Source organism: Streptomyces sp. CB01881, assembly GCF_002953255.1.
Lineage (GTDB): Bacteria > Actinomycetota > Actinomycetes > Streptomycetales > Streptomycetaceae > Kitasatospora.
Map to the genome: position 1 here is coordinate 7,648,274 of NZ_CP026498.1, position 22,486 is coordinate 7,670,759.

General features: G+C 69.7%; 18 protein-coding genes and 3 pseudogenes. 18 read left to right on the forward strand and 3 right to left on the reverse strand.

The features are described 5' to 3' along the window. The 5 genes and pseudogenes from C2142_RS40300 to C2142_RS23430 all read left to right on the forward strand — a co-directional run. Window positions 1-926 (forward strand): annotated as a pseudogene (locus C2142_RS40300) (hypothetical protein); the annotation flags it as partial. A 227-nt stretch (window positions 927-1,153) separates the two neighbouring features. After that, the gene (locus C2142_RS23415; RefSeq protein ID WP_148644449.1) at window positions 1,154-2,146 is read left to right on the forward strand and encodes a malate dehydrogenase; all 993 of its coding nucleotides are present in this window, start codon (window positions 1,154-1,156) and stop codon (window positions 2,144-2,146) included. Window positions 2,147-2,240: 94 nt separating this feature from the next. Further along, entirely contained in the window at window positions 2,241-3,563 is a 1,323-nt protein-coding gene (locus tag C2142_RS23420; protein ID WP_148644450.1) for a hemolysin family protein, read from the forward strand. Window positions 3,564-3,593: 30 nt separating this feature from the next. Continuing rightward, complete coding sequence (gene trpS / locus C2142_RS23425) at window positions 3,594-4,634, forward strand: tryptophan--tRNA ligase (protein WP_148644451.1); 1,041 nt, start codon at window positions 3,594-3,596, stop codon at window positions 4,632-4,634. After that, window positions 4,631-5,185, forward strand: coding sequence for a 2'-5' RNA ligase family protein (locus C2142_RS23430; protein ID WP_241002741.1), 555 nt, complete (start codon window positions 4,631-4,633; stop codon window positions 5,183-5,185). Before trpS ends, C2142_RS23430 begins: the two co-directional genes overlap by 4 nt. A gap of 7 nt (window positions 5,186-5,192) precedes the next feature. On the opposite strand, the gene C2142_RS23435 is transcribed toward C2142_RS23430, so the two are convergent. Beyond that, window positions 5,193-7,691, reverse strand: a complete 2,499-nt coding sequence (locus C2142_RS23435) for a CDP-glycerol glycerophosphotransferase family protein (RefSeq protein WP_162002525.1) — start codon at window positions 7,689-7,691, stop codon at window positions 5,193-5,195. Window positions 7,692-7,971: 280 nt separating this feature from the next. Further along, complete coding sequence (locus C2142_RS23440; protein WP_148644453.1) at window positions 7,972-11,544, reverse strand: bifunctional glycosyltransferase family 2 protein/CDP-glycerol:glycerophosphate glycerophosphotransferase; 3,573 nt, start codon at window positions 11,542-11,544, stop codon at window positions 7,972-7,974. A 275-nt stretch (window positions 11,545-11,819) separates the two neighbouring features. Here C2142_RS23440 and C2142_RS23445 point away from each other — a divergent pair. Together C2142_RS23445 and C2142_RS23450 are read left to right on the forward strand one after the other, a co-directional pair. Further along, window positions 11,820-12,674: pseudogene (locus C2142_RS23445) on the forward strand (glycosyltransferase); the annotation flags it as partial. 212 nt (window positions 12,675-12,886) lie between these two features. Further along, window positions 12,887-13,861, forward strand: coding sequence for a YihY/virulence factor BrkB family protein (locus C2142_RS23450; RefSeq protein ID WP_148644455.1), 975 nt, complete (start codon window positions 12,887-12,889; stop codon window positions 13,859-13,861). A gap of 23 nt (window positions 13,862-13,884) precedes the next feature. Here C2142_RS23450 and C2142_RS23455 read toward each other — a convergent pair whose 3' ends face one another. Next, complete coding sequence (locus C2142_RS23455; RefSeq protein ID WP_241002742.1) at window positions 13,885-15,111, reverse strand: D-alanyl-D-alanine carboxypeptidase; 1,227 nt, start codon at window positions 15,109-15,111, stop codon at window positions 13,885-13,887. A gap of 290 nt (window positions 15,112-15,401) precedes the next feature. On the opposite strand from C2142_RS23455, the gene C2142_RS23460 reads away from it, so the two are divergent. From C2142_RS23460 to C2142_RS23505, 11 genes and pseudogenes are all read left to right on the forward strand, one after another. Further along, the gene (locus C2142_RS23460; protein WP_148644457.1) at window positions 15,402-17,168 is read left to right on the forward strand and encodes a recombinase family protein; all 1,767 of its coding nucleotides are present in this window, start codon (window positions 15,402-15,404) and stop codon (window positions 17,166-17,168) included. A 644-nt stretch (window positions 17,169-17,812) separates the two neighbouring features. Continuing rightward, on the forward strand, window positions 17,813-18,172 hold the full coding sequence (locus C2142_RS23465; RefSeq protein ID WP_148644458.1) for a hypothetical protein: 360 nt from the start codon (window positions 17,813-17,815) through the stop codon (window positions 18,170-18,172). Window positions 18,173-18,182: 10 nt separating this feature from the next. After that, window positions 18,183-18,350: a hypothetical protein gene (locus C2142_RS23470; RefSeq protein ID WP_153882810.1), complete on the forward strand. Its 168-nt coding sequence runs from the start codon at window positions 18,183-18,185 to the stop codon at window positions 18,348-18,350. 30 nt (window positions 18,351-18,380) lie between these two features. After that, complete coding sequence (locus tag C2142_RS23475; protein WP_148644459.1) at window positions 18,381-19,100, forward strand: hypothetical protein; 720 nt, start codon at window positions 18,381-18,383, stop codon at window positions 19,098-19,100. Window position 19,101: 1 nt separating this feature from the next. After that, window positions 19,102-19,407: a hypothetical protein gene (locus C2142_RS23480; RefSeq protein ID WP_148644460.1), complete on the forward strand. Its 306-nt coding sequence runs from the start codon at window positions 19,102-19,104 to the stop codon at window positions 19,405-19,407. A gap of 721 nt (window positions 19,408-20,128) precedes the next feature. Further along, window positions 20,129-20,392 carry a hypothetical protein gene (locus tag C2142_RS23485; protein WP_148644461.1) on the forward strand — a complete coding sequence of 88 codons (264 nt, stop codon included), beginning with the start codon at window positions 20,129-20,131 and terminating at the stop codon, window positions 20,390-20,392. Then, window positions 20,364-20,888, forward strand: a complete 525-nt coding sequence (locus C2142_RS23490; RefSeq protein ID WP_148644462.1) for a DUF6879 family protein — start codon at window positions 20,364-20,366, stop codon at window positions 20,886-20,888. Before C2142_RS23485 ends, C2142_RS23490 begins: the two co-directional genes overlap by 29 nt. Before the next feature lie 23 nt (window positions 20,889-20,911). Then, window positions 20,912-21,118 (forward strand): annotated as a pseudogene (locus C2142_RS42005) (helix-turn-helix transcriptional regulator); the annotation flags it as partial. Between the two features lie 84 nt (window positions 21,119-21,202). Next, a complete protein-coding gene (locus C2142_RS23495) occupies window positions 21,203-21,760 on the forward strand; it encodes a DUF5753 domain-containing protein (RefSeq protein WP_346766438.1) in 558 nt (185 codons plus the stop codon). Between the two features lie 96 nt (window positions 21,761-21,856). Beyond that, a complete protein-coding gene (locus C2142_RS23500; protein WP_148644464.1) occupies window positions 21,857-22,213 on the forward strand; it encodes a hypothetical protein in 357 nt (118 codons plus the stop codon). Then, complete coding sequence (locus tag C2142_RS23505) at window positions 22,210-22,371, forward strand: hypothetical protein (RefSeq protein WP_153882811.1); 162 nt, start codon at window positions 22,210-22,212, stop codon at window positions 22,369-22,371. The genes C2142_RS23500 and C2142_RS23505 overlap by 4 nt, the downstream gene beginning before the upstream one ends. Window positions 22,372-22,486 lie beyond the last annotated feature (115 nt).

Sequence of the window (22,486 nt, forward strand, 5' to 3'; positions counted from 1 at the left end):
CGGCCCGGGTCTGGCCCTCGGGCGGTGAGCGTCCCGGCTCGTCCAACCTCAACTGGACCGTCGGGCGGACCGTGCCCAACCAGGTGGTGGTGCCGGTGGGCGACGACGGTCGCGTCAAGCTCTACAACTCGTCCGGGGACACGGCACACCTGATCGCCGACGTCTTCGGCTACTACTCCGCGGAGCCCTCCGGCGCAGCCTTCACCGCGGTCGCGCCGTCCCGGCTGCTGGACACGCGGGCGGCGGTGGGGCGTCCGGGCACGGATCCGGTGCCGGCCTTCGGCGAGGTGACGTTGCAGGTCGCCGGTCGTGCGGGTGTGCCGCAGACCGGGGTGAGGGCCGTGGTGCTGAACGTGACGGTGACCGAGCCGAAGGCCGACGGCCACCTGACGGTGTGGCCCTCGGGCGGTGAGCGGCCCGACTCGTCCAACCTCAACTGGACCGCCGGGCTCACCGTCCCGAACCACGTGGTGGTGCCGGTGGGCGCGGACGGCAGGGTGAAGCTGTTCAACGCGGCGGGGGACACGACCCACCTGATCGCCGACGTCTTCGGCTACTACTCCGACGACCCGGCCGCCGCCACCTTCCACAGCGCCGGACCCAAGCGGATGTTCGACACCCGGACCACCGGCGCGGTCGCGCCGGGCGCGAGCACCACGCTCGACCTGTCCGGCAGCCGCGACCTCGCCCACGCCAAGGCCGTGGTGCTGAACGTGACGGTGACCGAGCCGACGGACGCCGGGCACCTGACGGTCTGGCCGTCGGGCACCGCGCGCCCGGACGCGTCCAACCTCAACTGGACGCAGGGCAGGACCGTGGCCAACCTGGTGACCGTCCCGGTCGGCGCCGACGGCAAGGTGGAGTTCGCCAACCGCAGCGGGGGCTCCACCCAGGTGATCGTCGACCTCCTCGGCTACTTCGGCTGACGGGGCGTCGCCCGGTACCGGCGGGCCCCGGGGCATTGCCCCCGGGGCCCGTCCCGTCCCGGCCGGATCCCCGTGGTCCGCTGTGACGTATCAGCCACGCCCGCACACGCGGCGTACGCTTCGCTTTGCGATAACCTGACGCGGGTCTCTCGATGTCGAGAGACCATCCTCGGCTCCAGTGCGCCGGTGTGCCTGGGGCACCTGGCGATTTGCTGGAGAAGGTAGAAATGACCCGCACCCCCGTCAACGTCACCATCACCGGAGCGGCCGGCCAGATCGGCTACGCGCTGCTCTTCCGCATCGCCTCGGGCCACCTGCTCGGCGCCGACGTGCCGGTGAACCTGCGCCTCCTGGAGATCCCGCAGGGCCTCAAGGCCGCCGAGGGCACCGCGATGGAGCTCGTCGACTGCGCGTTCCCGCTGCTGCGCGACATCAAGATCACCGCTGACCCCAACGAGGCCTTCGACGGCGCCAACGTCGCGCTGCTGGTCGGCGCCCGTCCGCGCACCGCGGGCATGGAGCGCGGCGACCTGCTCCAGGCCAACGGCGGCATCTTCGGCCCGCAGGGCAAGGCCATCAACGACAACGCCGCGGACGACATCAAGGTCCTGGTCGTCGGCAACCCGGCCAACACCAACGCCCTGATCGCCCAGCGCAACGCCCCGGACGTCCCGGCCGAGCGCTTCACCGCGATGACCCGCCTGGACCACAACCGGGCCCTCGGCCAGCTGGCCCAGAAGACCGGTGCCGGCGTCGCCGACATCAAGAAGGTCACCATCTGGGGCAACCACTCCGCCACCCAGTACCCGGACATCTTCCAGGCCGAGATCGCCGGCAAGCCGGCCTTCGAGGCCGTCGGCGGCGACCAGGCCTGGCTGGAGGGCGACTTCATCCCGACCGTGGCCAAGCGCGGCGCGGCCATCATCGACGCCCGTGGCGCCTCCTCGGCCGCCTCGGCCGCCAACGCCGCCATCGACCACGTGTACACCTGGGTCAACGGCACCGCCGAGGGCGACTGGACCTCCATGGGCGTCGTCTCCGACGGCTCCTACGGTGTCCCGGCCGGCCTGATCTCCTCCTTCCCGGTCACCACCAAGGACGGCAAGTTCGAGATCGTCCAGGGCCTGGAGATCTCCGACTTCTCCCGCGGCCGCATCGACGCCTCGGTCAACGAGCTGGTCGAGGAGCGCGACGCGGTCCAGGCCCTCGGCCTGATCTGATCCGACCTGCTCCGAGCGCAACAGCGCCGAGCCACGCACGGCCCGCCGTCTCCCTCCCGGGAGGCGGCGGGCCGTCGCTCTACACTGACCCCCCGTGAGTGAAACCATTGAGGACGCGGCGCTCGTTCTCGTCTTCATCATGCTGGGCGGCCTCTTCAACGTCGCCGAGATCTCGCTGATCTCCCTGCGGGAGGGCCAGATCCGGTCGCTGGAGGCGCGCGGCACCCGTCGCGCCGCCCGGGCGGCGCACCTGGCGGCCGACCCGAACCGCTTCCTGGCCGCCGTCCAGGTCGGAGTGACCTGCATGGGCTTCCTGTCCGCGGCCTTCGGCGCGGACACCCTGGCGGGCAAGCTGGCCCCGGTGTTCGTCCGGGCCGGCCTCTCCGAGGGCGTCGCCGACGCGGTCTCGCTGGTCGGCCTGACCCTGGTGATCAGCTACGTCTCGCTGGTGCTCGGCGAGCTCACCCCGAAGCGGATCGGCCTCCAGCGCGCCGACTCCATCGCGCTGCTGGCCGCCCCGGTGGTGGACGTGATGTCGGTGGTGCTGCGCCCGGTGATCTGGCTGCTCGGCCACTCCACCAACCTGATGGTCCGCCTGTTCGGCGGCGACCCGGCCGCCGGGCGCGGGTCGATGAGCTCCGAGGAACTGCGCGGCCTGGTCGCCGCCAACACCGAACTCGGCAGCGACGAAAGGGCGTTGATCGCCGACGTGTTCTCCGCGGGGGAGCGCCAGCTGCGCGAGGTGATGGTCCCGCGCACCGAGGTGACCTTCCTGGACGCCGAGCGCCCGCTCGCCGAGGTCCGCGAACAGGCGAGCTCCTCGCCGCACTCCCGCTACCCGGTGGTCGAGGGCAGCTACGACGCCGTGACCGGCTTCGTCCACGTCCGCGACCTGTACGGGGCCCGTGGCGAGCAGGCCGCGAAGGTCCGCGACCTGGCCCGCCCGGTCAAGCTGCTGCCCGGCACCAAGCGGGTGCTGGAGGCGATGGGCGAGATGCGCCGGGAGGGCCACCACCTGGCCATCGTGGTCGACGAGTACGGCGGCACCGCGGGCATCGTCACCCTGGAGGACCTGGTCGAGGAGGTGATCGGCGAGATCCGGGACGAGTACGACCGGCCGGAGACCGCCACCACCCGCCGGCTGGCCGGCGGCGGCATGGAGCTCGACGGCCTGCTGAACCTCGGCGACTTCACCGAGGAGACCGGCGTCACCCTGCCCGAGGGGCCGTACGAGACGGTGGCCGGCTGCCTGGTCGCCGCGCTGGGCCGGCTGCCGGCCGACGGCGACCAGGTCAGGATCCCGGTCGGCGCCGAGGAGGTGCGCCTGACGGTGGCCAAGCTGGAGGGCCGGCGGATCGCCCGGGTCAGGGTGAGTGCGGTCACACTGGCAGAACCTCCAGGGGCGGACGTTTCCTGAGCGACCGGTGTAACTGGAACAATGGCCCGCATGGTCAACGCAGCGGTCACCGGTCCGGTCAAGGACCGTCCCCGGGTGCTCTCCGGCATCCAGCCCACCTCCGGCTCGTTCCACCTCGGCAACTACCTGGGCGCGGTGCGCCAGTGGGTCGACCTGCAGAAGGAGAACGACGCCTTCTACATGGTGGTCGACCTGCACGCGATCACCGTCTCGCAGGACCCGAAGGAGCTGCGTGAGAACACCCGGATCTCCGCCGCCCAGCTGCTCGGCGCCGGCCTGGACCCGGACCACTGCACCCTCTTCATCCAGTCGCACGTGCCCGAGCACGCGCAGCTCGGCTGGGTGATGAACTGCCTCACCGGCTTCGGCGAGGCCTCCCGGATGACCCAGTTCAAGGACAAGTCCGGCCGGCACGGTGCCGACAGCACCACGGTCGGCCTCTTCACCTACCCGGTCCTCATGGTCGCGGACGTCCTGCTCTACCAGGCCGACGCCGTCCCGGTCGGCGAGGACCAGCGCCAGCACCTGGAGCTCACCCGGGACCTCGCCGAGCGCTTCAACACCCGCTACAGCCCGACCTTCACGGTGCCGAAGCCGTACATCCTCAAGGAGACGGCGAAGATCCAGGACCTCCAGGACCCGGGCGCCAAGATGAGCAAGTCCGCCGCCTCGGACAAGGGTCTGGTCAACCTGCTGGACGACCCGAAGAAGAGCGCCAAGAAGTTCAAGAGCGCCGTCACCGACACCGGCACCGTCGTCTCCTACGACGAGGCCCAGAAGCCCGGCGTCTCCAACCTGCTGCGCATCCACTCCGCGCTCAGCGGCCAGTCGATCGACCAGCTGGTCGAGCACTTCGAGGGCAAGATGTACGGCGCCCTGAAGACCGAGCTGGCCGAGCTGTTCACCGAGTGGGTCACCCCCTTCCAGGAGCGCACCCGCACCTTCCTGGACGACCCGGCCGAGCTGGACCGGGTGCTGGCGATCGGCGCCGAGAAGGCCCGCGAGGTGGCGTCGCAGACGCTGGAGGCGGTCTACGACCGGATCGGCTTCCTTCCGGCCGCCAAGCGGTGACTCCGCTGACGCGACTGCCCGATGGTGAGCGGCTCCCCGAGCTGCTCACCATCGGCGTGTCCGTGAGCGTCCCGGAGCCGTTCGGCTCGGCGATCCAGGACACGCGGGCCGGGCACGGCGACCCGCAGGCCCGGTCGATACCCACGCACGTCACCCTGCTGCCGCCGACCGAGGTGGCGGCCGCGGACCTGCCGAAGATCGAGGAGCACCTGGCGCAGGTCGCCGGCGGGCACCGGCCGTTCCGGATGCTGCTGCAGGGCGGCGGCACCTTCCGCCCGGTCTCCCCGGTGGTCTTCGTCCGGGTCGAGGAGGGCGCGCAGGAGTGCCGGCTGCTGGAGGCGGACATCCGTTCCGGCCCGCTGGCCCGGGAGCTGGCGTTCCCGTACCACCCGCACGTCACGGTGGCGCACGGTCTGCCGGAGGACGTCCTGGACCAGGCGTACGAGCAGGCCAGGGGCTTCCGGGCGGCCTTCACGGTGCCGGGCTTCAGCCTCTCGCGGTTCGACGCCGACGAGGTCTGGCGGCCCTGGCGGTCCTACGCGTTCTCCTGACGGGCGCTCAGTCCCCGCGCCCGAGTTCGAGCATCCGGTCGACCACGCGGCGGGCGGCGGCGCCGTCGTCCAGCCCGCAGTGCGTGTCCCGGAAACGGCGGTAGCGCTCCTCGTACCCGGCGGGCAGGGCGCCGCCGCCGTCGGCGAGTTCGCGCAGCCCGGCGAGCAGCCCGGCCGAGGTGGGGACGAGCGGTCCGGGGGCCTGCGGCTCGAAGTCGAAGTAGAAGCCGCGCAGGGTGTCCCGGTAGTGCTCCAGGTCGTAGGTGAAGAAGAGCACCGGGCGGCCGGTGATCACGAAGTCGAACATGATCGACGAGTAGTCGGTGACCAGCACGTCCGCGATCAGCAGCAGCTCCTGCACGTCGGGGTAGTCGCCGCAGTCGTACAGGAAGCCGTCGCCGGCGCCGGGCAGCGGCTCGCGTACGTGCACGTGCGGGCGGACCAGCAGCACGTGGTCGCCGCCGAGGGCGCGCCGGGCGTGGTCGAGGTCGATCCGCAGGTCCAGCCGGAAGCCGTCGCCGTCGCCGCGCTGCTGGTCCTCGCGCCAGGTCGGGGCGTACAGCACGACCCGCTTGCCGTCGGGGATGCCGAGCCGGCGCCGGACGGCCGCGGCGTGCCCGGCGTCCGGCCGGGCCAGCACGTCGCCGCGCGGGTAGCCGGCCTCCAGGATCTCGCCGTCGTAGCGGAAGGCCCGGCGCAGGATCGGGGTGGCGAACGCGCTGGGGGAGAGCAGCAGGCTCCACTGCGGGGTCTCGCGGTCGAGCGCCTCCAGGTAACCGTGGTCGGCCAGCCAGGGGTTGTCGACGTCGTGGGCGATCCGCTTGAGCAGGGAGCCGTGCCAGGTCTGCACGACCACCTGGCCGGGGCGGCGCTCCAGGAAGTCCGGGAAGTGGGTGTTGCCGACCAGGTAACGGCTGGTGGCCAGCGCCCGGTACCACTCCGGGCTCCAGATCCGTACCGCGCGGACCCCGGCGGGTAGCTCGGCCTGGGCGTCGTCGACCACCCAGAGGTGCTCCAGCGGGGCGCCGCGCCGGGCGAGTTCGGCGTGCACGGCGCGCGGTGAGTCGGAGTAGCCGCGGCCGCCGAACACGTCGTACAGCACGGCCTCGCGCAGCGGCTCGCGGCGGGCGGCGGGGTAGCCGTCGGTGCGCTGGCGGGCCTGGGTCCAGGCGCTGCGCTCGGTGGCGCTGAGCACCGGCGTGGAGTCCACCAGCAGGGTGTCGTGCCAGCGGCGCTGGAGCAGGATCCGCTTGCCGCCGGCCCGGGTGGTGGCGGGCAGGGCCGGCAGGACGGTGGGGGCGGCGATGAGCGGCCGCTGCGGGCCGTGGTGGCCGGCCGGCCGCAGCGAGGCCTCCCAGACGCCCTTGCGCAGCGGCAGAGTGGTGCCGTCGGAGCCGGTGCGGGTGGCGGGGAGCCGGATCCGGAACCGGCCGTCGTCGCCGTGCTCCACCGGGTGGCGGACCTCGCGGGCGGTGCCGCTGTGGCGCAGGACCAGTTCGAGCGGGCCGTCGCAGGGGCAGTGGCCGGTGAGTTCGAAGCCCTCCGCCCGGACCGCTATCCGCTCGACGTAGCCGGCGGCGGGCTGGACGCAGAACTGGAGCCGGCCGTCGGCCAGGTGCTTGAGGTAGAGCGCCCGGTCCTGCCGGCCGGGCAGCGGGTGCTGACCGGCCACCGGACCGCCGCGCTCGTCCAGGGTGAGCTGCTCGGCGGAGCCGTCCGGGCGCAGCAGCTCGGCGTCCCAGTGCTCCAGGTCGGCGGCGCCGCGCCCGTCGGCGGTGAACGGCCGGTACGGCAGGTGGACGGCGAAGGTGTTGCCGGTGCGGGCGACCGGTCGTTCGAGGACGGCGTCGCTCTCCCGGTGGCGCAGCCGCAGGAGGGTCCCGGCCGGACAGTGGTCGGCGGTGCCGCGCAGGTCGAGGCCGTCGGGGTCGGGGACGGCGTGGGTGAGCCGGACGCCGGGGCGTTCGAGCCGCAGCCGCAGCCGGCCGTCGGCGAAGTACGGCTGGAGCCGGACGTCGTGGTCGACCCAGCGGGCGGGCGGGTACTCGCCGGAGCCGCACCAGTACGGGCCGAGGGCGCCGTACTGGCGGCGCAGCCGGGTGGGCCGGGGGCGGGTGAAGAGGGTGGTCTCGATCTGCCAGTCGCCGAGCAGCCACTCCTCGCCGCGGCGCAGCCGGCGCGGCTCGATCAGGGCGGTGAAGCCGGACCAGTCGTGGTTGCGGTCGGGTTGCGCGCTGTCGTCGGTCACCTCGGGCAGCCGCCGGGGTCTGGACCGGAGGTGGACGGGCGGCTCGTCCTCGCCGCGGTGCAGGGTGAGCCAGGTCCAGGCGGAGCCGGGGCGGGCGGTGTCCAGGTCGTCGGGGCGGGCGAAGCCGGTGAGTTCGAGCCCGCGGGCGGTCCAGCGGGCGCGCAGCAGGCCGAACGCGGCGTCCTCGTCGCCCGGGGGCAGGCCGTCGCTCGCCCGGGGGTCGGCGTGCGGCAGGACGAGCCGGGTGAGGACTGGCATGCAGTGGCCCTTCGGGACGGGGTCCCGGTCCATGGCGGTGGTCCGGGAGGCCTTCGTGCCGAGGGGGAGGTCGGACGGGGGCCGAATCGATATCCCATACCGAAAGGACATGCGGGGTCAACTGTACGGTCCGGCGGATTTGCTGGGAGATTCGCTTGCGAAACGTGAGTTCGAGGGCAATGCGGCCGCAAAGGACGGGTACTGCCCAGGTAACTCCCAGAAAGCCCGGAGGCGCCCGTCGCGAACCACGCGTCGGGCGCCTCGGGGCGGTGCCGGCGGACTACTGCTGGCGGAGCATCCCGTCCACCACGCGGGCCGCGGCGTGGCCGTCGTCGAGGTCGCAGTACGCCTCGCGGAAGGCCGTGTACTTGTCGGCGTACTCCGCGGTCAGCTCGTCGACCCGGCCGAGCGCGGAGACCAGCTCCTCCGAGGTGGCCAGCAGCGGGCCGGGCGCCTCCGACTCGTAGTCGAGGCTGAAGCCGCGCAGGTTGTCGCGGTAGTGCTCCAGGTCGTGCGTGAAGAACAGCACCGGCTTACCGGTCGCGGCGAAGTCGAACAGCGTGGCCGAGTAGTCGGTGACCAGCACGTCGGCGATCAGCAGCAGCTCGGCCATGTCGGGGTAGCTGCCGACGTCCCAGATGTAGCCGTTGCCGGCGGCGGGGATCTGGCCGCACATCACGCTGTGCCGGCGGACCAGCAGTACCTGGTCGTCGCCCAGCGCGGCCTTCGCCGCCTCCAGGTCGATCCGCAGGTCGATCTGGTAGCCGCCGTTCGGGCGCCGCCGGTCCTCGCGGAAGGTCGGCGCGTAGAGCACGACCTTCTTGCCCTCGGGCAGGCCGAGCCGCTCGCGGACCTGCTCGGCCGTCTTCTCCCGGTCGGGGGCGAACAGCAGGTCGTTCCGGGGCGAACCGCTCTCCAGGATCTCGCCCTTGAAATCGAACGCACGGCGCAGCACCGGCGCCGCCCAGCTGTTCCCGGCCACCAGCACCGACCAGTTCGGAACCTCGGTGGCGACACCCTTCAGGTAGTTGGCGTCGGTGAACCAGACCTTCTCGAAGTCGTACCCGATCTGCTTCAGCGGGGTGCCGTGCCAGGTCTGCACGACCACCTGGCCGGGGCGGCGGACGAAGAAGTCCGGCAGGTGCGCGCTGGTGACGATGTACTTGGCGGTGGCCAGCGCCTCGAACCACTCGGGGCTCCAGAGCCGGATGGCGTTCGCCGTCTGCGGCAGCTCGGCCTGGAGGTCGTCGCTGCCCCACAGGTGCTCCAGCGGCAGGCCCCGGCGGACCAGCTCCTCGTGGATCGCCCGCGGAGAGTCCGCGTAGAGACCGCCGAGCGCGACGTTGTAGAGCACGGTGTCGCGCACCGGGAGCCGGCGGGCCGTCGGGTAGTCGACGGTGCGCAGCTGGCGCTGGCGGTAGCCGCTGCGCTCCTCGGGCAGCAGCGCCGAGTGCGACTCCAGCGAGAGGCCGTCGTAGTAGCGGCGCTCCAGCACGATCCGCTTGCCGCGCGACTCGACCTCCAGCGGCAGGGAGGTGAAGCAGTCGGGCGAGATCAGCGCGTGCCGGACCAGGACCGTGCCGGCCGGCTCGCCGACCGGGCGGAAGAAGACGTCCCAGGTGCCCTGGGCGAGCGGCACCCGGCCGGCGAAGGAGGCCGTCGGCACCGGCGGCAGCGCGGCCCGGAACCGGCCGTCCGCGATCTCCACCGGGTAGACGTGCTCCTCCTCGCGCCAGTTGTGGCGCACGACGAGCTCCCAGCGGTGGTTGCCGGGCAGCGGGAAGGACCCGCTGAACAGGAAGCCGTCGGCGCCGCGGGAGGCGACCTCGTCCACCACCGGTTGGAGCAGCTGGTCGGAGAACTGGAGGTAGCCGCCGGGGGAGGGCTTGGAGTAGAGCGCGCGGCGCTCGTCGGCCGGGGCGTCCGGGTTCAGCGCGACGTGCAGCTGTCCGGGTGCGTTGCGGTCGTCCAGCGCCACCGGCACGGTGCGGCCGTCGGCGAGCAGCAGGGCGGTGTCCCAGCGGTCGCGGCTGCGCTCGTTGGCGACCGGGTCGAGCTCGGCCCAGGCCTGGCGGACGGCGGTCAGCTCGTCCAGCGGGACGGACGCGGAGAACGGCTGGAGCGTGCCGACCGGGGCGGCGAGCTCCAGCGGGTAGAGCAGCTCGCGGTCGGACTCGACGTGGGTGAGCTTGAGGCGGGCCCCGGCGAGGTCCGGGCCGGAGCGGGCCGCGCCGGACACCTCCACCCGGCCGCCGTGGGCGGCCAGGCCGGTCACGCGGGCCCGGACGGTCTCCACCCGCAGGTAGACGTGGCCGTCCCGGACCCACGGCACGATCCGCACGTCCGCGTCGACCCACTGCGCGGGGAGGTACGCGGCGGTGTCGCTCCAGCCGGCCGAGATCCGGCCCTTGTAGACGCCGCCCTTGCCGGCGCCGGCCACCAGGACGCGCCAGTTGCCGTCCTTCCACTGGCCCCGCTGCTTGAGCTTCTTGGGGTCGAGGGCGACGCTGAAGCCGGCCCAGTCGCAGTTGTACAGGTCGTGCTTGGAGCTGGCGGTGGCCTCGGGGCTGTACAGGGTCTTCATCGGCACGGCGAGCACCCGGCGGCCCTTGGTCTCGCGGAGCACCAGCGTGCGGACCATGTCGAGCTTGTTGGCGGCGCCCAGCTGCTCCGGGTAGGCGTGTCCGGTCAGCTCCAGCTTGCCGCCGACCCAGGCGGACTCGTACAGCCGGCTGCGCATCACCAGCGAGTTGTCCAGCTTGAGCACGGAGGCCGGTACGCTCTTGCGCCCGCCGCGCAGGAACGGGTAGTCCGCGTACGGGCGCAGCAGGCCGCGGGCGGCGACACCGCCGTTGCTCTCGCCCTCGTACTTGATCTGCTCGACGAACTCGTCGATCCGGCCCGACAGGGTCAGGTGGTACTTCAGCCGCAGCGGCGCGCGCAGCTTGCGGACCTGCTCGGGGCCGATCGCCCGGAGCAGCCGGCCGACGTTCTTGAGGTAGGCGTCCCGGTACTCCTTGTCGCCGTCCACGACGGACCAGAAGAACATCGGGATCTCCTCGACGAGGGTGTTCTCGTCGTAGGAGCGCAGGTACTCGGCGAAGCGCGGGTCGGTCTGCTTCTTCAGCCAGCCGCGGACCAGCTCCACCGAGGCGACCCGGTCGACCAGGCCCTTGGGGTTGGTCCGCATCTGCGTGATCGACATCTCGCCGACCTCGCGCTCGCGCCAGTGGTAGATCGGCTCGGAGAGCACGTCCACGCTCTTGGCGAGGTAGTGGTGCGGCACGCTGACCGGGGCGTCCTCGTACAGGATGCCCTCGGGGTAGAGCAGGCCGGCCGCGTCGAAGAAGGACCGGCGGTACACCTTGTTCCACGCCGTGCGGTCGGTGACCAGCGCGGGGATCTCGGTGATGTGGGTCTTGAGCCTGGTCTCCTTGAAGGGCTTCACGTGCCCGCCGGACTGGTAGTAGCCCACCGCGCGGAAGCGCAGCACGTTGCCGGTGACGAAGTCGGAGCCGGTCTCGTCCAGCGTGTTGATCATGAGCTCGTACGCGCTCGGCGGCATCGAGTCGTCGCTGTCGACGAAGCAGAGGAACTCGCCGTCCGGGTCGATGTGCCGGATGCCGGTGTTCCGGGCCGCGCCGAGGCCCTTGTTCACCTGGCGGACCAGCCGGAACCGGGAGTCCTGGGCGGCGTACGCCTCGGCGAGCGCCGCGCTGCCGTCCTTCGAACCGTCGTCGACCATGACGCACTCGAAGTCCGTGAACGTCTGGGCGGCGATCGAGTCGAGGCATTCCACGAGGTAGCGCTCGACGTTGTAGATCGGAACGACGATGGAGAGGCGGGGAGCCATCGGCTACGCAGGCCTTTCTTGGGGAAGGAGCGTGGCAGCCCGTTCGGGGCCTGGCCGCACTTGGAACCGGTGCGTACGTGCCCAGCGATCCTACCTTCCGGCCCCGGAGGCCCTCCGGGGCCGCCGAGGGCGGCCGGGCAGGCCCGGAGCCGCGGCCCCGCACCCTACCCGGCCCCGCGGCGGACCGGCCAGGGTGGGACCGGCCGGGGTGGGACCGGCCGGGGTGGGACCGGCCGGGGCGGACCGGCCGGGCGGGCGGCCACTACTCTGTGCCCATGCCCCGCTTCAGCGTCATCGTCCCCGTCCACCGGGTCCAGGAGTACCTCCCCGAGTGCCTCGACTCGGTGCTCGGCCAGGGCGGCCCGGACTTCGAGCTGATCGCGGTGGACGACCGCTCGCCGGACGGCTGCGGCGCGATCCTCGACGAGGCCGCCGCCGCCGACCCCCGGGTGCGGGTGCTGCACCTGCCGGAGAACGTCGGCCTCGGCCGGGCCCGCAATGCCGGCCTGGAGGTCGCCACCGGCGAGTACGTGATCTTCCTGGACAGCGACGACACGCTGACCCCCGGTCTGCTCAAGGCCGTCGACGACCGGCTCGCGGCCGGCGGCGACCCGGACGTCCTGGTCTACGACTACGCCCGCACCTACGCCGACGGCCGGATCACCCGCGCCGCCTCGGCACACGTCTTCGGCGCCGACTCCCCGGACGTCTTCGACCTCGACCGCCGGCCCGACCTGCTCGACCTGCTCCAGGTGGTCTGGAACAAGGCCTACCGCCGCGACTTCATCACCGGGCAGGGCCTCGTCTTCCCCGCGGGCTACTACGAGGACACCCCCTGGACGTACCCGGCGCTGCTCGCCGCCGAGAGCATCACCCTGCTCGACCAGGTCGGCGTGCACTACCGCCAGCGCCAGGAGGGCGGCAACATCCTGGCCACCGCCAGCCGCAAGCACTTCGACGTCTTCGCCCAGTACGACCTGGTCTTCGCCTTCCTGGACGGCCGCCCCGACCTCGACCGCTGGCGCCCGGTGGTCTACGGCCGGATGCTGCACCACCTCAACACCGTCGTCTCCAAGGCCGGCCGCGTCCCGCCCGGCGACCGCCGCGAGTACTTCCGCCGTGCCGCCGCGCACTGCGCCCGGCTGCGCCCGGCCGGCTACCGGCCGCCGGCCGGAGTCGACGGTGTGCGCACCGAACTGCTCAGCCACGGCCGCTACGGCGCGTACCAGGCCGTCCGCGCACTGGCCCGTGCCCGCCGACTGGTCAGGCGCTGACCTGCCGAACCCCGCGGGGCCGCGGAGCCTGACGGCCGTTCGGGCGAACGGCCGGTATAACCGGTCGCGTGGACTTCCTGACCCGCCTCCCGGTGATCGGCCCGCTCGTGGCGCGGGTGCTGCGCAGCCGCCCTTACCGCGTCTACCAGCACTTCGCCACCGCTCGCGGCAACCGGTTGGCCGGCGCGATCACCTTCTTCGGTTTCCTCGCGCTCTTCCCGCTGCTCACCGTGGCGCTGGCGATCGCGGTCGCGACCCTCAGCGACACCCGGGTCGCCGAGCTGCAGAAGCGTATCTCCGACCAGCTGCCGGGCATCTCCGACGCGCTCAACCTGCCCTCGCTGGTGGCCAACGCGGGCGCGGTCGGGCTGGTCAGCGGCGTGCTGCTGCTGGTCTCCGGCCTCGGCTGGGTGGACACCATGCGCACCTCGATCCGGGACGTCTGGCAGCTGCCGGAGAGCGACACCAACGCCGTGCTGCGCAAGGCCTGGGACTGCCTGGTGCTCTTCGGGCTCGGCCTGGTCTCGCTCTTCTCGCTGGCCGCGTCCACCGCCGGGACGACCCTCGCCGGACGGATCGCCGAGTGGATCGGGCTGGGCACCGGCGGGCCCGGCGGCTACCTGCTGACCGGCGTCGGCCTGCTGATCGCGGTCGCCTCCGACATGGTGCTCTTCGCCTACCTGCTGGCGCCCTTCCCCGGGATCGGCGGCCAGCGGCGGCGGGACGTGCTCCAGGGGGCCCTGATCGGCGGGGCCGGCTTCGAGCTGCTGAAGATCCTGCTCGCCTCCTACCTCGGCTCGGTGGCCGGGAAGAGCATCTACGGCGCCTTCGGCGTGCCGGTGGCGCTGCTGCTCTGGATCAACTTCGTCTGCCGACTGCTGATGTACTGCGTCGCCTGGACGGCCACCGCCGACCCGGCCGCCGCCCGCGACCGGGCCCGCGAACGCGCCCGGGCGATGGTGGCCGCCGCCGACGAGGAGGAGGCGGCGCAGACGCAGGCGCCGACGGAGGCGGGCAAGCCTCAGGCCCGGCCCCAGGAGTGAGACCGGGCCTGACGCGGCGTCCGTCAGCCGGACGACGGGCGGCGGCGTCGCAGCAGGAACAGCCCGCCGGCGCCGCCCGCGGCCAGGGCGACCGTCACGGCTGTCCAGCCCGCCGGGCCGAGCCCGTCGTCGCCGGCGTCGGCGGCGGTCATGGCGGCCGCTGCGGCCGGCGGTGCGGTCGTGGCAGTGGGTGACGGGTGCGGCGGCGGCGCGGGCACCCCGGCGGTGCCGCCCGCCTGCCCGGTCGGCGCCGGCTCGGCGCCCCCGGCGGGGGCCTCGTCCACCAGCCGCCCGACCGGGGTGACCTTGTCGGCGGCCGCGAACCCCCAGTCGAGCAGCGCCGCCGTCTCGTCGTACACCTTCTGATACGTCGACGGGTGCATCACCGTCACCAGCAGGGTGCGGCCGTCTCGTTCGGCGGCGCCGACGAAGGTCGAGCCGGCCTCGGTGGTGAAGCCGTTCTTCACGCCGATCAGGCCCGGGTACTTGCCCAGCAGCCGGTCGGTGTTGGCGATCCCGAAGCTGCCGCGCTGGCCCGTGTTCTTGTCCACCGCGCCGGGGAACAGGGCGTCCCGGGTGGCGCAGTACATCCGGAAGTCGGGGTTGCGCAGCCCGGCCCGGGCGAACAGCGTCAGGTCGTACGCCGAGGAGAGCTGGCCGTCCATGTCGTAGCCGTCCGGCGACACCACCTTGGTGTCCTTGGCCTGGAGCGCGTCCGCACGGGCCTGCATCTCGGCGACGGTCTGCGGGACCCCGCCGTTCATGTGCGACAGGACGTGCACCGCGTCGTTGCCCGAGCTGAGGAACACCCCGCGCCAGAGGTCCTCGACCTTGTACTCCAGGTCCTCCTTGATGCCGACCAGGCTGCTGCCGGCGCCGATCCCCTGGATCTCGGCGTCCGCGACCTTGTGCACCAGGTTGCGGTCGAACTTGGGCAGCACGGTGTCCGCGAAGAGGATCTTCAGGGTGCTGGCCGGTGCGAGCCGCCGATGCGGGTTGCTGGCCGCCAGCACCTCCCCTGACGTGGCGTCGGCGACTATCCAGGACTGTCCGGTGAGACCCGCCGGCAGTGCCGGGGCGCCTGCCTGGGGTGCGACCTGGACACCGGAGAGTCCCAGCCGCTCGCCGCCGATCGCCGCCGCCGGGGGCGGCGGCTCGTGCGGGGCCGCGACGGCCGCCCGGGCGGCGAGGAGCGGGAGGGCCGCGACGCAGGCGGCGATCAGGTGTGCGAGCTTAGGGCGTTTGGGCACCAGCAGACCGTACCCAGTCGAGGTCCCCGTCGTCCGCCCCTCCGGGCCGGTAATCCGCAGGAGGGGGTCACCGTACGCCGAACGGACGCCTGCGCATACTGGGAGGGCACACCTTCTTCACGCCACCGCCCGTTGAGGACCCCCATGAAGCTCAGCCGCCGCACCTCCTGGTTCCTGACCGCCTTCGGCGTCTGGTCCATGATCATCTGGACCACCTTTGATGAGAAGGTAACCTGCAAAGCTTAAGCAAAGCGGAAAGCGCAGGTCAGACGGTGCGGCAAGCTCAGAACATGGCAACCTTTCTCGCCCCGAACATCCCCTCGGACCAACTGGACGTCGTCCGGGTCGGGCTGTACGCCCGTCAGTCCAGCAAGCGGCCGGACGCCTCCGAGGCGTCGCCCGAGGCGCAGCTGAGCGCCGGTCACGCGCTGGTCGCCGCACGCGCCACCAGCAAGTGGCAGGTGGTCCGTGAGTACAAGGACGTGGGGAAGTCGGGGTGGGACCCGAAGGTCGTCCGGCCGGACTTCGAGGAGATGATGCGCTCCGTCGAACGCGGGGAACTGGACGTCATCGTCATCAACGAGCTCTCGCGCCTCACCCGGCAGGGCGCCTACGAGGCCATGACGATCGACAAGAAGCTGCGCGAGTACGGCGTGCGGCTCGTCAGCGTCCAGGAGCCGTTCCTCGACACCAGCAACCCCGTCGGCGAGGCGATCTTTGCGCTCATCGCTGCGCTCGCCAAGCAGGACTCCGATATCAAGGCGGCCCGCACCGCCGGAGCGAAGGAAGAGATCCAGGCCGTTGGCGGGCGGCACTCCTCTACTCCGCCCTTCGGTATGAAGGCCCGCCGAGAGGTGATCGGGAAGCTGACCGTCACCACGCTTGAGCCCAATGAGGATCACTGGGACGAAGCGGAGATGGCCTACGCCGACGTGGTCCGGAAGCTGGTTGACCTCGCGTTCAAGGGTTACGCCTACAACCGCATCGCGGCGACCATGAACAAGGAGGGCACACCCGCCCCCGGCACCACCGTTCAGCGGAACACCGATGCGCGTAAGAAAGCGGTCCAGGAGCGCGGGTTCCCCGGCCGGCAGCGGACCGGGATCATCTGGCGGGCGCAGACCGTGCGTCACATCCTCACGCACCCGTGCATCGGCGGGTTCGCCTCGGTGCGCGTTCCCAAGGGGCCGAAAGGCACGCTGGCCAACGTCATTGCCCGGGATGACTCAGGGGCCCCACTGACGCCGCATACGGGAGTCATCCCCGGCCAGACGTGGCTGGAGCTTCAGGAGAAGATCGGTCAGCGCGGGCTCGCCGAGCGGCAGTACGAGAACAGCGTGCCGTCGCTGTTGTCCGGTTGGAAGTTCTCCCGCTGCGCCAAGTGTGAGGGCTCGATGGGCAAGAGCGGGCGCTACTACATGTGCGCAAACCCCATTGGGCATGGCGGCCTGTCCGTGCAGATCACTCACCTTGACGACTTCGTTGCCCGTCGAGTGTGGGCAAAGATCAGCAATGCCGATCTCTCCGACCCGGAAGACCAGGCATGGCTTGTGGCAGCTGCCGTACGGTTTGCAGAGCAGCAGGACCTTGCCGGAGTCGAGGACGAACGGGCCGAAACGCAGGCACACCTTGACCATGTCCAGCAATCCATCACGGAGCTCTATGCGGACCGGAAGGCAGGCGTCTACAAGGGGGAGCGTGGAGCGGCGGCATTCCAGGGCACCATGCTGCAATACCTGGAATACGAGGAGAAGTGCCTTGAGCGCCTTCGGGAACTGAACGAGAAGTCGGCGAATGCAGTGCAAATCCCGTCGGAGTGGTTTTCCGCTGAAGCTGACCCGCTGGGGCCGGAGTCCCCGTGGGCGGGCTGGGACATCATCAAGCGTCGACAGTTCCTCAACTTGTTCCTCTCCGGCGTAGCCGTAGGCCCTGGGCGGCGCGCCGACCGGTCCGTAATCCCTGTTGCCGACCGAGTGGCGCTGGACTGGCGGCCGACGCCTGCACCCGCAGAACTGGCACACGTCATGGGGCACAACCGCCCCCTGGTGATCATCTGACGAGCCGTCGGAATCGGCCCGGATGGCAGATCTGGTCTGCGATTCGGGCCACAATCATGTTCGGGGCCAGTGGCCCTATGGGCGAACAGCGCAAGAGGCGTTCAAAGCACACAGTCACCAAGCGATACAGAGAGTGACTAGAAGACCCTCAAGCCATGTAGGAATGTAGATATGTAGAGGGTCCTCATTCCACCCTAAGAGCTTTTCAGCCTGCCTCATAGGGAGGGAATGAGAGGCCCCCTACATACCTACATTCCTACATGGCACCCAACGGCGGGACGCGCACACAGGGCCCGGCAGGCTTAGGGGCAGCCCCTCCTTAATCGGCCGCCGTAGATCCACATGAAAGCCGCCTAGGCGCTGTGGCCCTGCCAGGCCCGCAGTGAACCAGCGGCATACCGGAGTACGCCGATGCGCCCGGACAACAATAACTTCACAATTCCGGCGCGCGGATCTTTCTCCCGCGCTGGCTTGACCCGACAGGTCGCCTCTCCTTCCCTGTCGGCGAATCGGTGGTTTCTCGCTTCCGCCGATAGGCCCGGTCTCCGGTCGCCGCTTCCAAAGGTTCGTCGGTCCTTTGGTAGAGCGCGCCCGCAGACCGGGCCTTCTTTTGTTTTCCCACGACATAGCTAGGAGCTACCACCGTGGACCGTCATTCGTTCGTTCAGGACGCCGTGAAGCAGGCCCAGGAGTCCATTACGGCTGAGGCTGCTCAGAAGCTCGCTGAGGCCCCGCAGGAGACCGCCCCGGACCTCTCTGCGGTTAAGGCTCAGATCGGGGCGCGTTACGCCCTTCCCGAGATTCTGCGAGACCGCCTCAACGGCAACAGCGCTGAGGAGCTTGAGGCGGACGCCCAAAAGCTTGCTGGCCACTTCCGTTCGCATCTCCACACCATGCCGACCCAGCTCGTAAAGGGTGCAGGTGCCAGTGAGCCGGAGCCCCCGAAGACCTTCGATCCCATCGCGCTGGCCAAGCGAATCCTTGCCCGCCGATTTATGGGCTGAGGGATCTGAATTGACCGAGCAGTCGGCCAGCGCCCCCGAGGCATTTCCCGACACTTCGAATCTGACGATTCGCGTACTCAACCCGCAGGGCGGCACACAGGCCGATCCGGGATTCGGATGGCATTGGGGACCCAAAGGGCAAGACCCCATTCATGAGAACGACACCGACCTGCGCTGAGGCGTATTCACAGGCGGAGAAACTGACGATATGAACGACAACATCATGACTTCTGCCCAGCTTCGTGAGCGGCAGCTTGGCAATCTCTATGAGCGCGCTCAGCGGGCTCTCCCGGCGTACGTGGACGTCCGGACCCCTATGCCTGTTCTGGACGCTCTCAACGCCCTTGACGGCCTCCGTGAGCGGCAGTACGACGCCGATGATGTCGTGGCCACTGCGCGCGCCGAGCTGGCTGCACTGGACGACAAGGACAATCGCGCGCTGCGGGCGGCCCTCCGGGACGGGAAGGCCGCTCCGAAGCCTTCCAACCGTGCTCCGGCTGAGGCCAAGGTCGCTGAGGCCGAGCGAATTCAGACGGCCACCTATCAGGTGATGGCAGAGGCTGCTTCGGGCGTTCGCACCGCCAGTATTGCCGTCCGTGAGGAATGGCGTGCCGATGTGGTTGCCCAGGTCGAGAAGACCCGCGCGGAAGCGCTGGCGCTGGCGACCAAGCTTGCGGCTTCCCTCGATGAACTCACCATGCTGGCAGGGGCAGTTGAAGACATGGATAGTGACCTGAGCCAGCCATGGGACGCGAATTCGGCCCGCTGGACGATCATGTCTGCGCGAGGGGGCCTGTCCTGGGATTACGACCGCCGGGCGCTTCAGCGCATTGTGGACGAGCGACTGAGCTACACCCCGACGGGCCTCGGTGGCATCCCCGAAATTCTCTCGCCCGACTATGCTGCCGACGCTGAGGAGGATTTCTGAGATGGCCAACCACATGAACGATTCGCTTGCAAAACGGGTCGCGCTGGCCATCCTGAACAATGTGCTCCGCACGGAATCCGGCTGCCTCCTTTCCCTGGGGCGGACCGACGGTCGAGGGAAGGCTAGGATTCAGTACAAAGATGACGGCGGATACCGGCGTACAGCGCTCGCCCACAAGGTGATGTTTCGGGCAGCCGTTGGACCTGTTCCGGATGGAATGCCGGTGCTCCGTAATTGCTGGAATGTGCTGTGCGTTGAGCCCTCGCATCTTTTTGCAGCGGACGGCAGCCGGCCTTACGGAGCGTGACTGAGGGGGTGGCGGGGGACCCCCTCCCCGGTCTCCGGCTACCGCAGCGCCTTAGCACGAATCATCCCCTGTACGAGTCTCCCATTTTTAGGTGATCTTGGAGTCCCTTGGGATTACTGGCCAGAGACCCATTTCGCTGCCCGGAAAGGGCGGGCGCAACGCGCGGGTGCACATGCGGGTGCACATGGGCGCGCACGCGAGGGGGACCAGCCGCTAGAACACCCTTAAATCGCTGCCACAGCGGACCGTGGGCGGGTTTTTAGGCGCGGGTAGGGGAGATGGGCCGCCCCGTTCATTTGAAGCTCTCAAATTCCAGTTTCGCGATTCGACGAAAGGCAACCTTGAAGATCGTTCACCCGCCATGTGGTCGAGAGTGGTCCGGCCAACGCGCGGAGCACTGTCCCCAGTGCTGCCAGACGTTCGCAAGCACCCGTGCTGGCGACACCCACCGGACCGGCTCACATGACGCCCGCATGTGTCTGCCGCCTGCCGCCGCCGGGCTGTGGTTGGACGGCCGGGGCGTCTGGCATCGCACGCCGTACCGGGACCGCTGAGCCACCCCACGCCCCCGTTCTGCCCCTCGCTGGGCAGGGCGGGGGTCTCTTTGTGTTGGGTGACGTGAATCCGGCCGATCGGCTGACATTGCGTCGGCGGAGCGGCATGCTAGGGGCCACGGAAAGCCGTGCAAGATCGCGCAAGTGATGTGACAGGGGAGGTCGCAATGAGCGTACGATTCGTCGGAATCGACCCCAACACGGGCACAGCGAACAGCCCAACCGTGTGGGTGGACGACGCAGACGGCACGATCATGATTCAGGGATTCACGGCGAGTGAATCGCAGATTGCGCAGGTCCTTGAGGCTGGGCACGGGCCGGGGCATGAGAACACCATCCCCGCTCATGAAGCGGTGATTCACATTCCGGCACGGATGGTGCCGATTCTGAGGAAGGCGTGCGATGACGCAGAGCGGTCCCAGCTTCATTGATCTCCTGAAGGAGGTCAAGATCAGTGCTGTCCATCTAGAAATGCGTGATTCGTACGGTGTGTCGGATGAGCGCGCCGATTTCGAGCGGTGGCAGCGGACCGGAGAGCGTGATGTCGACCCCGGCTCTGAGTATTGGGGCCTGTGGGTTGAAATCGTTTCGGGTCTCGTTCGGCAAGGTGTGAGTATTCGGCGTGCGCGGATCGTCTCTGAACCGGTGACGGATTACATTCGTTACGAGTACGCGGGCACTGCCGTCAATATCGGCGCTGGCGAGTCCGTTCGGTGGCTCCCTCGCCGGCGGGCCTCTGATATTGCCCTTCCTGGCAATGACTTCTGGTTGCTCGACGGCAAGGTGGTTCGGTTTGGCCACTTCTCCGGCGACGGCGAATATCTCGGCGATGAAATCACCGACGATCCTCGCACCGCCGAGCTGTGTGAATCGGCCTTCGAAGCTGTCTGGGAGCGCGCCACGCCTCACGACCAGTTCTCCATCTAACTCACTCATCGGATAGCTAGCTCATGGTTCTCTCCCCGTCCTCCAGCGCGCAGGCTGCCCGAGAGGCGGTCGCAAAGCGGCTCAAGGAGCTTCGCCTAGACGCCGGAATCTCCGGACATGAGCTAGCTATTCGGTGTGAGTGGAGCGATTCGAAATCCAGTCGGATTGAGAATTCCAAGACACCTCCCTCGGACGCTGACATTCGAGCATGGTGCGCGGCATGCAATGCGAACGATCAGACTGCCGACTTGATAGCTGCGAATCGCGCGGCAGACTCGATGTACCTGGAATGGCGGCGGGTTCACCGTAGTGGTATGCGCCGGTCGCAAGAAGAGATTATTCCCCTGTTTGAGCGCACCCGCTTGTGTCGCATATATTGTTCCAACGTTGCACCGGGACTGATTCAGACCCGAGAGTATGCGCATGCGCTGATGTCTTCTATTACGGCATTTCAGGGTACGCCGAATGATGTCGACGAAGCCGTGGAGTCCCGGCTTGCAAGGTCGCGATTCCTCTATGAGGGCGATCACCGCTACGCCATTCTGATTGAGGAAACAGTCCTTCGCTACAGGGTGGGCGACAAGGGTGCCATGGTTGGGCAATTGCGGGCGATGCTGGATGTCATGGGTCTGCCGCGAGTTAGCTTCGGGGTGATTCCCTTTACTGCTGAGCGCCACATTTGGCCCTTGGAGGCGTTCCTTGTATTTGACGACAAGCAGGTCACTACGGAACTCCTGTCGGCAATTGTGAACATCACCGCACCCAGCGAGATCTCCGTTTACGACAGGGCTTTTCGGCAGCTGGCGGGCATGGCGGTCTACGGTGCTGCCGCACGTGAGTTGATCAATCAGGCCATTGCTGCACTTGAGTGAGGCCGTGCAAGACGGTGCAAGAAGGTGGAACGAGAACATCGCTCCCTCCTACCGTCGTGGTGACGGCGCATCACATTGTGAGGGGAGCGGCAGCGCATGACCGAGCTGGAGACGGAGGCCGAGCGCCTGCGGCACCATCGCGTAGAGGCGGAGGAAGCGACCGAGGCGCTGGAGACGGCTATCAAGGTCGCGGGCTTGCCGCCGCTCGTCAGCCTCTCGCCGGTCTACGCGGCCAGTGGGTTGCCCGACGGCGCGCACGTCCACATCGGCGGGTGTAGCGCCACGACGGCCCTCGCGCTGGCCGACGTGCTCACGGAGTACGCCAGGCTCACCGGCCGACTGATCGACGGCGGGTCTCAGCGCCTTATGGTTCGCGTGCTCGCCGACCACGGCGTAATGCCTGCGCTGCCAAGCGACGGACTGTACGTCGTAGCAAGAGAGTTGGGCGCATGAGCGCCCCCGTGCAGGCCGAGCCGGCCGGGGCTCCGGAAGAGCGCCCCTTGCTGACGCCGAACGAGCACACCGACCAGCCCCTGACGCCGTCCGAATGGCAGCGCCGGGCGGTACTGCTGGCTCGGGTACGCGCAGCCAACCACCCGCACCGGCGCTGATGGGCCCGTACGCCGTGCCCGTGTTCGGCATTGGCGGCCTCTGGGCGGGCCAGCGCCGGGCGCGCGACGGCTTACCGGCCCCGGTGCCCTGGTGGCAGCAGAACCAGCCCGCGTG